This window comes from Streptomyces sp. NPDC048590, from assembly GCF_043199535.1.
GTDB lineage: Bacteria > Actinomycetota > Actinomycetes > Streptomycetales > Streptomycetaceae > Streptomyces.
The window spans coordinates 516,492-531,443 of record NZ_JBICWC010000004.1 but is presented as its reverse complement, the minus strand read 5'-3'; the positions used below and the strand labels follow the sequence as shown (position 1 = coordinate 531,443).

10 protein-coding genes are annotated in these 14,952 nt (G+C 71.6%); 8 read left to right on the top strand and 2 right to left on the bottom strand.

The window, feature by feature from the left end; all coding sequences use genetic code 11:
• Nucleotides 1–25: 25 nt before the first annotated feature.
• Complete coding sequence (locus ACGFNN_RS14695; protein WP_393555830.1) at nucleotides 26–2,497, bottom strand: helicase C-terminal domain-containing protein; 2,472 nt, start codon at nucleotides 2,495–2,497, stop codon at nucleotides 26–28.
• 63 nt (nucleotides 2,498–2,560) lie between these two features.
• Between ACGFNN_RS14695 and ACGFNN_RS14690 the strand changes: the two genes are divergently transcribed.
• The 3 genes from ACGFNN_RS14690 to ACGFNN_RS14680 all read left to right on the top strand — a co-directional run bounded on the left by ACGFNN_RS14690 (nucleotide 2,561) and on the right by ACGFNN_RS14680 (nucleotide 4,959).
• Complete coding sequence (locus ACGFNN_RS14690; RefSeq protein WP_393555828.1) at nucleotides 2,561–3,706, top strand: hypothetical protein; 1,146 nt, start codon at nucleotides 2,561–2,563, stop codon at nucleotides 3,704–3,706.
• 83 nt (nucleotides 3,707–3,789) lie between these two features.
• Entirely contained in the window at nucleotides 3,790–4,371 is a 582-nt protein-coding gene (locus tag ACGFNN_RS14685) for a sugar O-acetyltransferase (RefSeq protein ID WP_393555826.1), read from the top strand.
• Nucleotides 4,372–4,383: 12 nt separating this feature from the next.
• Nucleotides 4,384–4,959, top strand: a complete 576-nt coding sequence (locus ACGFNN_RS14680) for a TetR/AcrR family transcriptional regulator (protein WP_393555824.1) — start codon at nucleotides 4,384–4,386, stop codon at nucleotides 4,957–4,959.
• Between the two features lie 152 nt (nucleotides 4,960–5,111).
• Here ACGFNN_RS14680 and ACGFNN_RS14675 read toward each other — a convergent pair whose 3' ends face one another.
• Nucleotides 5,112–7,835, bottom strand: coding sequence for a protein kinase (locus ACGFNN_RS14675; RefSeq protein ID WP_393555823.1), 2,724 nt, complete (start codon nucleotides 7,833–7,835; stop codon nucleotides 5,112–5,114).
• Nucleotides 7,836–8,140: 305 nt separating this feature from the next.
• Here ACGFNN_RS14675 and ACGFNN_RS14670 point away from each other — a divergent pair, with 305 nt between their 5' ends.
• The 5 genes from ACGFNN_RS14670 (at nucleotide 8,141) to ACGFNN_RS14650 (ending at nucleotide 14,936) form a co-directional block, all read left to right on the top strand.
• Nucleotides 8,141–9,055, top strand: a complete 915-nt coding sequence (locus ACGFNN_RS14670) for an SDR family oxidoreductase (protein WP_393555821.1) — start codon at nucleotides 8,141–8,143, stop codon at nucleotides 9,053–9,055.
• 44 nt (nucleotides 9,056–9,099) lie between these two features.
• Nucleotides 9,100–9,717 carry an HAD family hydrolase gene (locus tag ACGFNN_RS14665; protein WP_393555819.1) on the top strand — a complete coding sequence of 206 codons (618 nt, stop codon included), beginning with the start codon at nucleotides 9,100–9,102 and terminating at the stop codon, nucleotides 9,715–9,717.
• Nucleotides 9,718–9,876: 159 nt separating this feature from the next.
• Nucleotides 9,877–11,553 (top strand): aspartate-alanine antiporter, encoded by a 1,677-nt coding sequence (gene aspT, locus ACGFNN_RS14660; protein ID WP_362541369.1) that lies wholly within the window; start codon nucleotides 9,877–9,879, stop codon nucleotides 11,551–11,553.
• On the top strand, nucleotides 11,554–13,257 hold the full coding sequence (gene aspT, locus ACGFNN_RS14655; RefSeq protein ID WP_393555817.1) for an aspartate-alanine antiporter: 1,704 nt from the start codon (nucleotides 11,554–11,556) through the stop codon (nucleotides 13,255–13,257).
• Nucleotides 13,258–13,289: 32 nt separating this feature from the next.
• Nucleotides 13,290–14,936 carry a bifunctional aspartate transaminase/aspartate 4-decarboxylase gene (locus ACGFNN_RS14650; protein ID WP_393555815.1) on the top strand — a complete coding sequence of 549 codons (1,647 nt, stop codon included), beginning with the start codon at nucleotides 13,290–13,292 and terminating at the stop codon, nucleotides 14,934–14,936.
• Nucleotides 14,937–14,952: the final 16 nt, after the last annotated feature.

The window sequence follows — 14,952 nt, the reverse complement described above, 5'->3', positions numbered from 1 at the left end:
CGCGCGAGTACGGCGAGGGTCGTCGTCAGTTCGTCTGCTCGTCCGCCAGCTCCGCGACACCCGTGATCCGGTGCAGCGGATACGTACGGACCTCGTCGGCCGTGTGGTCGTAGGCCGTCACGAAACCGCCCTCGACCTTGACCGGGGCGATCACCCGCTGGCTGGCCGCGCCGTCCGCGTTGACGTAGCCGATCCAGACCGCGGATCCGGTCATCGCCGCGGCCTGCACGGTCGCAAGGGTGTCCGCGGGGGTGGTGCGGGGGAGCGATCCCGCCGTCGCGGCCGGGGAGTCCGGGGTGTCGCGCTGGACGGCCCTGGCAGCCGTGTCCCCGGCCCGGACGGCACGGACAGCGGCGGCCAGCAGGGTGGAGTCCGGGACCGGAGGCCCCTCGGGGACGGGGACGGGGGGCGTGCGGGGCGGGGTGCGCCGGGCGCCGGCGCGGGTGATCAGCACATCGCCCTCGGCGGATTCGGCGGCCGGGGCGTAGCCCATCTCGCGCAGACCGTCGAGCAGCGAGGCCGGGTCGGTCTGCGCGGCCAGGACCGTCGGGGCGAGGCGGCGCAGCCGCAGGGCGGCCGAACGCTTGTCGGCCAGGATCTCGCTGAGCACGGCCTCGTCGTCGCAGCGTACGTAGGCGGAGGCCGCGCCGATCCGGAGATGGCCGTGGCGCCGGGCCACGTCGTCGATGAGGTAGCTCAGCGGTTGCGGCACCGGTGTACGGCTGTGGGTGGCCAGGAAGGCGTGCAGATCGGCGGCCGCCTGCCCGGCGTCGAGGGCCCGGCGTACGGAGCCGGGGGTGAAGCGGTAGACCGTCGCCCCGCCCTTGGACTCGACGTCCGCGAGGACCGACAGCATGTCGGCGAGGGGGCGTTCCAGCGGTCCGGGCGCGACCGCCGTCAGGTCGGCCTGGAGCAGTACGTGGTCCAGGGGTTCGGGGATCAGCGGGGCGAGACGGGAGGCCGCCTCGGTGGGTCCCTCCTCCAGCAGGGCGCGGGCCTGGGAGGAGAGGGCGCCACGGCCGGTGATGCCGAGCAGCTCCGCCTCGTTGACCGTCCACAGGGCGATCCGGGAGCGGAGGTCGGTGGCCTCGCCCTGGCCGGACGTCCCGCCGGGCGCGGTGCTGCGCAGGGGGCGTTCCCAGCGGAGCCGGGCGAGCAGGGTCTGCGGGTCGGGCGCGGTGCCGGGCGGGAGCGAGGCGAACAGGGCCAGGACCCGGCGGCGTACCTCGGGTGCGGGGGACCGGTCCAGGTCGGGGCCGAGCGCGGAGAGTGCCCGGCCCTTGGCGTCCGTACCGCCGATCAGGCCGGCGGTACGGGTCGCGGCCAGCCAGGCGGTGGCCAAGTGGGTCCAGCGGTCCTGGGCGGTGAGGTCCAGCCACTCGTCGGACGCGGGAGTCGGCGCGTATCGTTCGTCGGTCTCGCCGTCGGAGGCCAGCAGGCCCGCCGCGTAGGCGAGTTCGACCCAGAAGGCGGCGACGGGCTCGGATACGTCCAGCGAGGTGGCGGTGCGCTTCAGCTCGCGCACGCTCAGCCCGCCGGCGCGCAGGATGGCCGGTCCGCCGTTGTCCCAGAGCTTCAGCAGCTCCTCGACGGTGGACAGCGCCATGAACCCCTGGCCGGCCGCGGCTCTGTCCACAGCCTGGGGATCGCGTTCGGCCGCGGCCACGAGCACCGGCGGCACCGGTTCGGGCAGCCGGTGGGCACGGCCCGCCCGCAGATGGAGCGCGGCCTCGCGGGGCAGGACGACGGTGCGTGTCGACACGGGCAGCAGGAGTCCGCGGTCGCGCAGCCACTGGACGGGAGGTGCCGGGTTCGGGGTGACCTCCCCGTACGGGGGGCCCCACACCAGCCGGTCGAGCACGGACAGCGCCTCGACGGGCGCGGTGTCCAGCAGCTCCGCCATCCTCGTGCGGTCCGTGAAGAGTTCGGCCAGCGCGGTCACCGCGGACACCGGGTCGTGGGTGGCGGGCAGCCCGGCGGCGGCCAGGATCTCCTGCAGCCGCCCGGGCGACATCCCGGCGGTGGCCTCCGCGACGGTGGGCCCGAGGCCGGTGGGGGAGGGGTGCTGCGGGGAGGGGGACAGCAACTCGCGCGCGGTGCGTACGAGATGCAGCCGGGCGTCCTCGCCCCAGACCAGGGCCTGTTCGCGCAGGGTCGCCAGTGCGCCGGGAAGAGCCGCGGTGATCGCCGCGCCCGCGTCGTCGCGCCCTTCACCGTCGTCCTGGCCGTCCCCGGTGAGGAGCGCCAGCAGCGTCTCGTACGGGGCGGGGTCCGGCGCGACGGCGAGCGCCTCGGCGGTCTGCAGGGCGAAGCGGTCGAGGTGCTCCAGCGCCCGTACGACGGAGGCCCGCGTGCCGGCCCGCGTCGCCAGCTGCGTGATGTCGTTGGGCACGGGGCTGAGCAGGTCGGGGCGGGCGCGCAGCAGCCCGGCCAGCGATTCGTCGCCCCGGGCGCGCAGGGCTTCGGCGAGCGTGCGCGGTGGTGTGGTCGTCCCCATCCGTCCCACGGTAGCGGCTGGAACGCTACCGTCGGGGCAGGGCGGGTGGAGGAGGACCATCGCGTGGGGATCGAGAGCGACCAGCTTGTCTACGACTACCTCAGCCGGGTCGGTGACCTGGCGCAGCGGCAACAGCTGTCGTCGGGCGACCGGATGAGACTCGTCGCGACGCTGAGGGGCGAGATCGACCGGCAGCGCGGAACGGACGGTTCGGACTCTCCCGCCGTGGTCCGGCGCATTCTCGGCCGTCTCGGGGAGCCGGGCGAAGTCGTGGCCGCCGCCGCGGAGTCGGGCGCCGACGGGACGTCGTCGCCCGCGCCGCGGACGGCCCCGACCGTGGCCGACGAGGGCACCTCGGCGGTCCCGAGGGCGCGGCGCGGGATGTTCCGTAAGGACACGCCGCGCAAGGGCGCGTCGCCGGAGGCCGGTCGGGCCGGTGAGGGGACGCCGGGAGCCGGGGGCCCGGAGGCAGGCGCCCCCGTGCCGGGCTGGCCGTCGGCGAACGCCCCGCACATGGCCGGGCTGGACCAGGTGCCGACTCAGGGCGGGCCCGAGTGGTGGCGTGTCGAGCCGGGGCCCTTCGGTGAAAGCGCGCGTGGCGGGCCGGGCGCGGCGGGCCCGGGGACGGCCGTGCCGGGTTTCGTGGGCGGGCTGGAGCGCCCGGAGTTGTTCGGTGCGCCGGGCGTCCCGAAGACCCCCGCGCCGCGCGCGCCGGGGGATCCGGCGGAGCCCGTAGCGGCGGACGGCGGGAAGGCGGACGGCAAGGAGGCCGCCGAACGCCCCGCGGCAGTCCCCGCGCCCCGGACGAAGCTGAGGCTGCGCCGCCGTCCGCCGAAGGCCGTCGCCGAAGCCCAGGTGGCCGCCCGGCCCCGGCTCTCGAACCCGATGCTGCTGCTGGCCGCCGCGCTGCTGGTGGCGGGCGCGGTGCTGGGCTCGTGGCTGGCGCTCGCGGGCGGCTGGCTGCTGGCGTACAGCTCGCGCAAGTTCTCGCGCGCGGAGGCGAAATGGGTCGCGCTCGGTCTGCCGGGGGTCGTCGTCGGCGGGGCGTTCGTCTGGCTCTGGGGCCGGATGGAGGGCCGTTGGGGCGAGCCGCTGGCCGAGGGCGCGATCGGGGACGCGATGACCGAAGCCTGGCCGGTGGTGGTGCGCGTCGCGGCGATCGCATCGGCGCTGTACCTGGCGTGGCGGGCGCGCAGGCTGCCGGGCTGAGGGCGCCCACGGGGAGACATGTGCTCGTGGAAGGGGAGGCAGGGGAGTGTACGTCCGTACCCTTCGAGTGTACGATCGTACGCATGCCGACGGACTACTTCGCGGGCGATCCGCGCACCAACCTGGAGCGCATGCTCGCAGGGGACCTCTACATCGCCGACGACCCGGAGATCGCCGAGAGGCAGCAGCGGGCCATGCGCCTCGCCGCCCGCTTCCAGGCCGCCTACACCGAGGACGCGGACGCCGCCCGCGCCCTCCTGGCCGAGCTGCTGGACTCCGTGGGCGAGGGCGTCGACCTGCGCCCGCCGCTCTTCGTCGACTACGGCAGCAACATCACCATCGGTGCCCGGACGTTCGTCAACTACCACCTCACCGCGCTGGACGTCGCCCGCATCACCATCGGCGAGGACTGCCAGATCGGCCCCAACGTCCAGCTGCTCACCCCCACCCACCCCGTCGAGCCCGGCCCCCGCAGGGACAAGCTGGAGGCCGCGCTGCCCATCACCATCGGCGACAACGTCTGGCTCGGCGGCGGTGTCGTCGTGTGCCCCGGGGTGAGCATCGGCGACAACTCGGTGATCGGCGCGGGGGCCGTGGTCACCAAGGACATCCCCGCCGACGTCGTCGCCGTGGGCAACCCCGCCCGCGTCATCCGCTCCCTCTGAACGGCACGCACCATGGCCACCGGACGCACCGACCCGCAGCGCCGCGAGCGCATCCTCGCCGCCACCCTCGACCAGATCGCCGAGGAGGGGGTCGTCGGCGTCTCGCACCGTAAGGTCGCCGCCCGCGCGGACGTGCCGCTGGGGTCGATGACGTACCACTTCGACGGCATCGACGAACTGCTGCGTGAGGCCTTCACCCGCTTCGCCGACCGGATCGTCGCCGTCTTCGAGGACCACCTGGGCCGGGCCGGCACCCCCGAGGAGGCGCGGGAAGCGGTCGTCGACCTCATCCACATCCTCTCCGAGGGCCCCCGCCGCGACCTCGTCCTCACCCAGGAGCTCTACACGCTGGCCGCCCGCCGCGACGAGTACCGCGAACTCACCCACGCGTGGATGAACCGCAGCCGCCGGCTCCTGGAGCGGTTCTTCACCCCGGACGCGGCCCGCCGCCTCGACGCCCTGATCGAGGGCCTCGCCCTCCACCGCGCCCTCGACACCGAACCGTCCGGCCGCGAACTCACGCGGCAGGCGGTGGAGCGGCTGACGTCCGGCCCCGGGGACGTCGCCCAGGGCACCCGGAGCCGGTGACCCCGTACCGGCTCCCCCGAACCGCCTGCGGGGCGCGGACCTGACCCCGCGCCCCGCAGGCCAAGCGCCTCTCGTACGCCGACGGGGCGCGTGATCTGTCCGCCGCATCGTGACACCGGCCCTCGGGTCTTCGGCGGTGACAGTCAGTGAGATCACGGCAGATCGTCGACGGCTCGCTGCATCGCCACGACCATGCCCTTGACGAGGCTCAGCAGAAGATCGTCCGCCTCGGTGGGGGGCCGGTGGCTCAGTGCCAGGTCGGCGGCGTGCACCGGGTTGATCCGTGCAAGCGTGACCAGAGCGGACTCCGCATAGGTGTTGTAGTCGTCACCGCCACTCTTTGCCCGGGCCGCGTGGACGGCGTCCACAGCGAGTCCCGCAGCTCTCTCGGGGACGTGATCAGCCAGCAGATCGGCCAGTGTCGAGAGTGCGTTGTGACCGGGCCGTCCCGCAGCGGCTTCCAGAGCGAGTGATGAGGCCCACTCCGGAGCCTGCATCACCGATGCGGTGATGCCGTACCTCAGTATGAAGAACCGGTCCGTAGGGCCTATGACGGCGAGGGCCGACCGCAGGGAGTCTGCGAACAGTTCCTCTGCCTGCGAGGGCCTGCTCTCTTTCAGTGCCAGGGCCAGGCAGAGCAGCGCGTCGGCTCGCTTGTTCGGAGTCGGCAGGCCGGAGGCCATCACACACGCCCGGTCGGGTTCGATTCCGACGAGGCTCTTGGCGATGCGCGCCATGGCATGTTCGCGGTCCTCCGGGTCGGAGATCTGCGACGCCATGCCCTCGGCCTCCCGGATGAACCGGCCTGCCTGCGTGGTGTCGCCTTCCTCGCCCAGGTCCTCGGCGATGGTGAGAAGGACGCAGAGGCGCTCCCAGTGCTGGTCCTGGGGAATGGCACGCGCCACCCGCCAGGCCAGCCGGGGGTGCTCCTCGCGGACGAGAAGAAAGACTTCGAACAGTGCCGAGGCCCTCGCCTCCGCGCCCGGAGTTTCCAGTGCCCTCCGTTCAGCCCTCTGCGGATCGTCTTCCGCGATGTGCCGCAGCAGAGCGGATCGCGCGAACTCCGTGTCCCCGTCCGGCGTGTTCTGCGCGATCCGCAGAGCATGCTCGGGATCCGATGGAGCCAGTTCGTGCACGACAGCGGAGAGGGCGAAATCCCGGCTTGTCGCGTCCTCTATGGAGCGGGCGATGCGTTCGGCCTGGAACGGATTGCTCAGGGCCGCCGTCACCGCGACGGAGTAGCGCAGGCCATCGACGGTGTCGTGGTCCATACGCTCCGCCACTTCGCGGATGAGCCGCTCCGCGGACACCAAGTCGGTGACGGCCGTGGCCGAAGCGATGCGACGGAGGGACCAGTCGAGGGAACTCCACGAACGCGCCCTGCCGATCTCCTTGACGATCCGCTCAGCCCGCTCCGGGTCCGCGGCGGCCATCTGTTCGGCGACCTCCTGGAGCGCGGAGTCACGGTCGTAGGGGTCCTCGATCCCTCTGGCGAGGGCTTCCGCCTCCTCGGGCTCGGCGGGTGCCAGAGCTTCCGCCGCGGCGGCCAGAGCCTCCTGGCGGGCGTCGAACTGCTTCCGTCCGCGAAGCCCCATCGCCAGGGCCTCGGCCCGGCGCCCGGCGGTCAGGGACCGGTCCGGGTCGGTCGTGGCGAACTCCGCGGAGATGGCGGCGAGTGCCTGGGCGTGCGCCACGGGATCAGGCGCGGTGGCCGCGCACCGATGTGCCTCGACCGCGAGGAATCCCACGCGGTGATCATTGACCGGGCCTGCGGCCGCGGCGACGTGCGCCAGTGCCTGGGCGCGTTCGCGTACGCCGGTGATCCGGGAACACACCGCCTCGGTGTGCGCCAGCAGCCGTGAGGCCCGCTCCCTGCGGCGCTCCCCGGCTTCGTCTCTCTCGCGCCTTTCCCGCGCCATGCGCCGCGAGCCCCAGGTCCCGGCGCCGGGCGGGACCGGGTCGGTCCCGTCGAAGAACGCACCGGTCGTCTGCGGGCCGGTGGCTCCGGGCTCCTCGGACATCGTGGTCATCGAGGGCGGCAGCCACGATTCCTCCCAGGCGTCCAGGGCGGGCACCCGGTCCAGGAACCGCCCGAGATCCGGGCGCCGGGAGCCTTCCTTGGCCAGGCAGTCGGCGGCCAGGGAGGCCAGGGCGGAAGGCGCCCCCGACAGGTCCGGGGGCTCGTGCACCACGCGGTAGTTCACCGAGTGCGGGGGGCCCGCGCCGAAGGGGAGGCGACCCGTGGCGGCGTAGGCGAGCACGGCTCCGAGCGCGAACACGTCCGACTCAGGTCCCGCCGCATTGCCGACCACCTGCTCCGGAGCCATGAAACCGGGCGTGCCGATGGCCATCCCCGTCCCGGTGAGCTGGGTGTCCTCGGCGGCCCTGGCGATGCCGAAATCGATCAGCCGGGGGCCGTCGGCCGCCAGCAGCACGTTGCCGGGTTTGAGGTCGCGGTGAACCATCCCGCTCGCGTGCACGGCTGCCAGCCCCTCGGCGAGACCGGCTGCCAGCCTGATCACGGCGGGTTCGGGCAGCGCTCCGTGGAGACTCACCGCCTGCTGGAGAGACGGACCGGCGATGTAGGCGGTGGCCAGCCACGGAAGGTCCGCAGAGGTGTCCGCGTCCACCACTTGGGCGGTGTAGAAGCCGCCGACCTCCTTTGCGGCGCGTACCTCACGCGCGAACCGTCGCCGGAAGCCGGCGTCACCGGCGAGCTCCGGTCTCACCAGCTTCACCGCGACCAGCAGACCTCCTCGGGAACGGCCGAGGAACACCTGACCCATCCCGCCCCCGCCCAGTCGCCTCAGCAACCGGAAAGGCCCGACCGCCCGAGGGTCCGAGTCCCGCAAGTCCTCCACGCCCGCTCCCCACATCCGTGATCGCGCGTCCGCCGTACAGCGGCCGGCGACGCGGAGCGCTGTCCTCGCTCCCGGCCCGGCCGCAGTCGAACTCCCTTTTTCTGCCCAAGACTTACCCATCACGACGCCCGCTCGAGGCACCAGGTTCCGGGGTGGCCGACACCACGCCACTCGTCCGGCCGCGCCCTGTCCGTACGCCTTCGAGGAGAGCGTGCAGGACACACCCCGAACAGCGACAGAAGGTGTCCGGTTTCCGCGGCAGCATGGTGCCTACCGGCGCACGAACCGTGCCGGGACGGCGCACGGACCGGAGGGCATCCATGGCAGCCGCACTGGACGGAAAGGTCGCGCTCGTCGCGGGCGCGACGAGGGGCGCGGGCCGGGGGATCGCGGTGGAGCTCGGCGCCGCCGGGGCCACGGTGTACGTGACCGGCCGCAGCACACGGGCCCGGAGGTCGGAGTACGACCGGCCCGAGACGATCGAGGACACCGCCGACCTGGTGACGGCTGCGGGGGGCCACGGGATCGCCGTCCCCACCGACCATCTGGTCCCGGCGCAGGTCAGCGCGGTGGTGGACAGGATCGACGCCGAGCAGGGCCGGCTGGACGTGCTGGTCAACGACATCTGGGGCGGTGAGCACCTCTTCGCCTGGGACAGCCCGGTGTGGGAGCACGACCTGGACAAGGGGCTGCGGCTGCTGCGGCTGGCCGTGGAGACCCACGCGATCACCAGCCACCACGCGCTCCCTCTCCTGCTGCGGAAGCCGGGAGGGCTGGTGGTGGAGGTCACCGACGGTACGGCCGAGTACAACCGCGACAGGTACCGGGTCTCCTTCTTCTACGACCTCGCCAAGACCGCCGTCCTCCGGATGGGCTTCTCGCTGGGGCACGAACTCGGCCCTCGCGGAGCCACGGCTGTGGCGCTGACCCCGGGGTGGATGCGCTCGGAGATCATGCTCGAACACTTCGAGGTGACCGAGGAGACCTGGCGGGACGCCCTGGAGCGGGTGCCGCACTTCTGCATCTCCGAGACGCCGTCCTACACCGGGCGGGCCGTCGCCGCGCTGGCCGCCGACCCCGGGGTGAGCCGGTGGAACGGGCAGTCGCTCTCCAGCGGCGCGCTGGCGCGGGAGTACGGGTTCACCGACCTCGACGGCAGCCGTCCCGACGCGTGGCGGTATCTCGTGGAGGTCCAGGACCCGGGACTGCCCGCCGACTCGAGCGGCTACCGCTGACGGACGCCCGGTTTCCCGTCCCGGCCGGTCGGCACAATGGGGCCATGCCTTCACACACCCTGACGGTCGGCTTCGACCTCGACATGACCCTCATCGACTCCCGGCCCGGCATCAAGGCCGCCTACGAGCAGCTGGCCACCGAGACGGGCGTGTACATAGACACCGAGCTGGTGGTCAGCAGGCTGGGCCCGCCGCTCGAACAGGAGATGGCCTGCTGGTTCCCCGCCGACCAGGTCGCCGCGGCCGGTGACCGGTACCGCGCGATCTACCCGGACACCGCGATCACCCCGACCACCGCCATGCCCGGCGCGCGGGAGTCCGTCGAGGCCGTGCAGGCGCTCGGCGGACGGGCGATGGTCGTCACCGCCAAGTACGAACCGAACGCCAAGCTCCACCTCGCCCACCTCTCCATCGGGGCGGACCTGCTGATCGGCGGGCTCTGGGCCGAGGGCAAGGCGGAGGCCCTGCTCGAACACGGCGCGCGGATCTATGTCGGAGACCACGTCGGGGACGTACGGGGCGCGCGTGCGGCAGGAGCCCTGTCGGTCGCCGTCCCGACGGGTCCGTGCGACGAGGCCGAGCTGCGTGCGGCGGGCGCCGACGTGGTCCTGCCGGACCTCACCGCGTTCCCGGAGTGGCTGCGGACCCATACGGCAGGTTGACGTTCCCGGGGGCGGGCGGCCTCCTCGGAACCACCTGGCCGCGCCCTCAGGCGTACGGGCGCGGCCCGAGTGCCACGGGCCACGCCTGCTGTTAATTTCGCCTTTATGTCTCTTATGTCGCTTACATGCCTACGCAACCCGATCGGCGGGTGAGGCGGGGTGGGTGTTCTCCGTGACAATCCCGCCCTCTCGCTGTTCCTCTGCCTGGCTGTCGGCTATCTCGTCGGCAAGCTGCGGTTCGGCCCCATCGCGCTCGGCGGCATCTGCGGCACGCTGATCGTGTCGCTGCTGCTGGGAGCCCAGCACGTCAGCGTCGACGACGACGTCAAGGACGTCTTCTTCGCGCTGTTCATCTTCTCGCTGGGCTACATGGCGGGCCCGCAGTTCTTCGCCAATCTCAACCGGAGCAGCCTGCGCTTCTTCACCCTGTGCTTCATCGAGCTGGTCTGTGTCCTCGGCATCGCCTACGGCCTGGCCAAGGCCTTCGACCTGGACGTCGGCACGGCGTCCGGCATCCTCGCGGGGGCGGCCACCGAGTCGGCCGTCGTGGGTACGGCGACGGAGGCCATCGGCAAGCTCGGCGACCTGACGCCCGACCAGGTGAACGAGTACCAGGGGCACGTGGCCACCGCGTACACGGTCTGCTACCTCTTCGGGCTGATCACCATCGTGCTCTACACCAGCCAGATCATGCCGATGATCCTCCGCATCAACCTGGCCGACGCCTCGCGTGAGCTCTGGGAGAAGATGCGCGGCGGATCGCCCGGTCTGGAGTCCGACGAGCGCGAGGCCCTGCCGGGGATGGTCGGCCGCACCTATCTGGTGACGCTCGCGGACGGGCGCAGTGTGGGCGACCTGGAGGCCGAGTTCGGCGGGCGGATCACGGTCGAGGGCGTCAAACGCGGCAGCAGGCTGCTCACCCCGGAGCCCGGCCTCGAGCTGACGCTCAGCGACCTGGTCCAGGTGGTCGGCCTGCGGTCGGCGATCATCGAGGCCGGCCGGGAGATCGGGCCCGAGACACCCGCCGTGCCGGGGCTCGACACCCCGCTGGCCACCAGTCAGGTCGCCGTCACCGAGAAGGCGACGATCGGCGCCACCATCGACCGGCTGCAGAAGCGCCACCCCGAGTTCCGCAAGGACGGCGTCTACGTCACCGACGTCCTGCGCAACGAGCAGCACCTCCCCGCCAGCGGGGAGACCGTCCTCGCCCGGGGCGACGTGCTCACCCTGGTCGGCGCGCGCGGCGGACTGAACCGGCTGGTCAAGAAGCTCGGCGCCGTGGTGAAGAACGACTCCACAGACTTCGTCTACCTGGGCTTCGGCATCGTCGCCGGCTCCCTCCTCGGCCAGATCGTCGTCAACGCCGGGGACGTGCCGCTGTCCCTCGGCACCGGTGGCGGCTGTCTGATCTCCGGTCTGCTCTTCGGCTGGTTCCGCTCCCGCTCCCAGACCTTCGGGGCGTTCCCGCCGCAGGCCGCGAGCACCCTCAAGGACATGGGACTGGCCGTCTTCATCGCCTGCACCGGGCTGGCCGCGGGACCGCAGGCATGGCCGCTGCTCAAGGAGTACGGGGCGCTGCTGCCGTTCGCCGGGATCGCGATGGTCCTCGTCCCGGCGACGATCTCGCTGTTCGTCGGGCGCAGGTTCCTGAAGATCGAGAAGCCGCTGCTGATCGGTGCCATCGCGGGGCAGCAGTGCTCCACCCCGGCGATCACCTCGGTCACCCAGGTGGCCCAGAGCTCCGTACCGCTGCTCGGCTACACGATCACGTACACCCTCTCCAACTTCCTGCTGCCCCTGACCGGACCCATCCTCGTCGGGGTGCTGGGGGCCTGAATGATCGACTTCCTGAACCGCAACATCTTCCAGCCGCACCCCGAACTGCTCGTGTTCGTGGTGATCGCGCTCGGCTTCCTGCTCGGCAAGGTCCGGTACCGGACGATCGCGCTGGGTGCGGTGACGGGGTGTCTGGTCGTCGGGCTCTTCCTGGGCGCACAGTTCGAGGTGGAGATCGACGACACGGTGAAGAACCTGTTCTTCATCATGTTCCTGTTCGCGCTCGGCTACCGCGTCGGCCCGCAGTTCTTCCGGGGGCTGAAGAAGGACGGTCTGCCGCAGGTGGTCAACGCGGTCGTGGTCTGTGTGACCGGGCTGCTGGTCTCCTGGCTGTTCGCGTCGCTCCTCGGCTACGGCCCCGGTCTCGGTGCCGGGTTGATGAGCGGGGCGCTCACCCAGTCGGCCGCCATCGGCGTCGCCCAGGACGCCATCGGGACCCTGCCGGGGCTCTCGTCCTCGGAGGCCAAGTCCGAGCAGAACCTCGTGGCCGTGGGCTACGCGGTGACGTATCCGCTCGGCACCATCCTGTGCGCGATGCTCCTGGCCAACGTGCTGCCCAAGCTCTACCGGCGGGACCTGGCGAAGGAGAGCGCCGAGCTCGCCGCCGAGATGGACACCCCGGACGAGAGCCCGGACGAGGGCGAGGGCTACTACGAGGTGGTGCTGCGCGCCTACCGCGTGGAGCGGCCGGAGCTGGTGGGCCGGTCCGTCGCGGACATCGAGGACCAGCAGCAACAGCTGGGCCGCCGCGTCTACCTCACTGGCGTCCGCCGCGGGGGAACCGTCCTGGAACCCGACCAGTCCCGCACGATCCGGCTGGGCGACACTGTCGCGGTCAGCGCGATCAGGGGCGACCTGGTCGCGTTCGACGCCCGTACGCACATCGGCGCGGAGGCCGACGACGTCGAGCTGCTGGGCTACCGCACCGAGACCCTGCACGTGGTGGCATCGGAGAAGGCGCAGCTCGGGCGGACCGTCGAGGAACTGCGCCGGGAGCCGTTCATGGTCGGCGTCTACGTCGACAAGCTCTACCGCGCCGGGTCGGAGTTCCCCTACCGGCTCACCACCCGGCTCGAACGCGGCGACACGGTCGTCCTCACCGGTCCCGAGCGGCTGGTCGGCCCGGCCGCCCGGGCGCTGGGCAAGCCCGTGCCGACGAGCTTCGCCACCGACATGGTCTGGGTGGGCCTCGGCATCTTCCTCGGGGGCTGCATCGGCATCCCGGCGCTGACCGCGGGCGGAGTGCCGATCTCGCTGTCCACCTCGGGCGGCGGGCTGATCATGGGCCTGGTCTTCGGCTGGATCCGGGGCCGGTACCCGACGTACGGAAACGTTCCGCCCGGGGCCCAGTGGTTCATGGACACCCTCGGCCTCTGCGTCTTCGTCGCCGTCGTCGGCATCAACGCGGGACCGAGCTTCACCAGCGGTCTGTCCTCGGCGGGCTGGGGGCTCCTCGTCTTCGGTGCTGTCGCCACCGTCGTCCCGCTGATCGTGGGATTCCTGGTCGGGCACCACGTGCAGAAGATCCGGTTCCCGGTTCTGATGGGCGTCCTGGCGGGCGGTCAGACCACCACGGCGGCGATCGGAGCCGTCAACGAGACATCCAGATCCCAGATCCCCACCCTCGGCTACACGATCCCGTACGCCGTCGGCAACGTCCTCCTGACGGTGTGGGGCGCCGTGATCGTCATCCTCAACCACTGACCCGACCGACCTGCACGGGAGCGGAGACCACCATGCCGAAGACGAGACTCAGCCGCGAGGAGATCCGGTCCTTCGCCCAGCTCTCCCCCTTCGAGCTGAAGGACAAGTTCATCCAGATCGCCACCGAGGCGCAGAGCGAGAAGTCCGGCCAGAAGGGCATGGCCGCGCAGGCGATGCTCAACGCCGGCCGGGGCAACCCGAACTGGGTGGCGACCGGGCCCCGCGAGGCGTACCATGCGCTCGGCTACTTCGCGATCAGCGAGTCCAGGCGGGTCTGGACCGCCGACAACCTGGGGGGAATGCCCGAGGAGACGGGCTGCGCGGAACGCTTCGAGCGGTTCGTCCGCACGAACCCGTCCCTGCCCGGCATCGAACTGCTGAAAGCCTGCGTCGACCTGGCGATCAGGCGCTTCGGCTTCGTGCCGGACGCCTTCGTGCACGAGCTGGCGGACGCCTCGATCGGGGACAACTACCCCGTGCCGGACCGGATGCTGCGCCACAGCGAGCTGATCGTGCGGGGCTATCTGGCCGACGAGATGTTCGACCACCGGCCGCCCGAGGGGCAGACGATGAGCCTGTTCGCCACGGAGGGCGGAACGGCGGCCATGTGCTACATCTTCGACTCGTTGATGAAGAACGGGATCCTGGAGAAGGGCGACCGGATCGCCCTGATGGTGCCTGTGTTCACCCCGTACCTGGAGATTCCCGAGCTGGAGGACTACGGCTTCGACGTGGTGCAGGTGGAGGCCAGCCTGTTCACCGAGACCGGGGTGCGCCAGTGGCGCTACCCGACGGAGGAGGTCGAGAAGCTCGCCGACCCGTCCGTGAAGATGGTCTGCTGCGTCAACCCCAGCAACCCGCCCTCGCTGGCGCTCTCCACCAGGGTCACCGAGCAGATCGTCTCCATCGTCGGTGAACGCAACCCGAATCTGCTGATCGTCACCGACGACGTGTACGGGACCTTCGTGGAGGGCTTCCGCTCCCTCGCCGCCGACCTCCCGCGCAACACGTTGCTCGTCTACTCCTACTCCAAGCACTACGGCGCGACCGGCTGGCGGCTCGGGGTGATCGGACTGCACGACGACAACGTCATCGACGAGATGCTGGCCGCACAATCCCACGAGCAGAAGGCGAGGCTGGAGAAGCGGTACGGGACGCTGACGCTGGAGCCGGGGAAGATGCGTTTCATCGACCGGCTCGTCGCGGACTCCCGGCAGGTGGCGCTGAACCACACCGCGGGGCTCTCGCTGCCCCAGCAGGTGATGATGTCGCTCTTCTCGCTCTTCGACATGCTCGACGAGGGCCAGGACTACAAGCACCGGATTCGCGCCATTGTGCGGCAGCGGCTCGACCTCCTCCTGGAGGGCGCCCACATGAAGATCTCGGAGGACGCGAAGCGCGCCGCGTACTACATCGAGCTCGATCTGCTCGCCGAGGCCGAACGCGTCCATGGCAAGGAGTTCGCCGACTTCCTGAAGCGCAACTACGAGCCCGTCGACCCGCTCTTCCGGCTCGCGGAGCAGACCTCCGTCGTGCTCCTCAACGGCGGGGGCTTCGACGGGCCCGAGTGGTCGGTGCGGGTGTCGCTCGCCAATCTGGACGACCTCGACTACCTGAAGATCGGCCATCACCTGCGCGTCATCTTCGACGACTACGCACAGGAGTGGCGGTCCGCGTGACCTCCGCGGCGGGCCG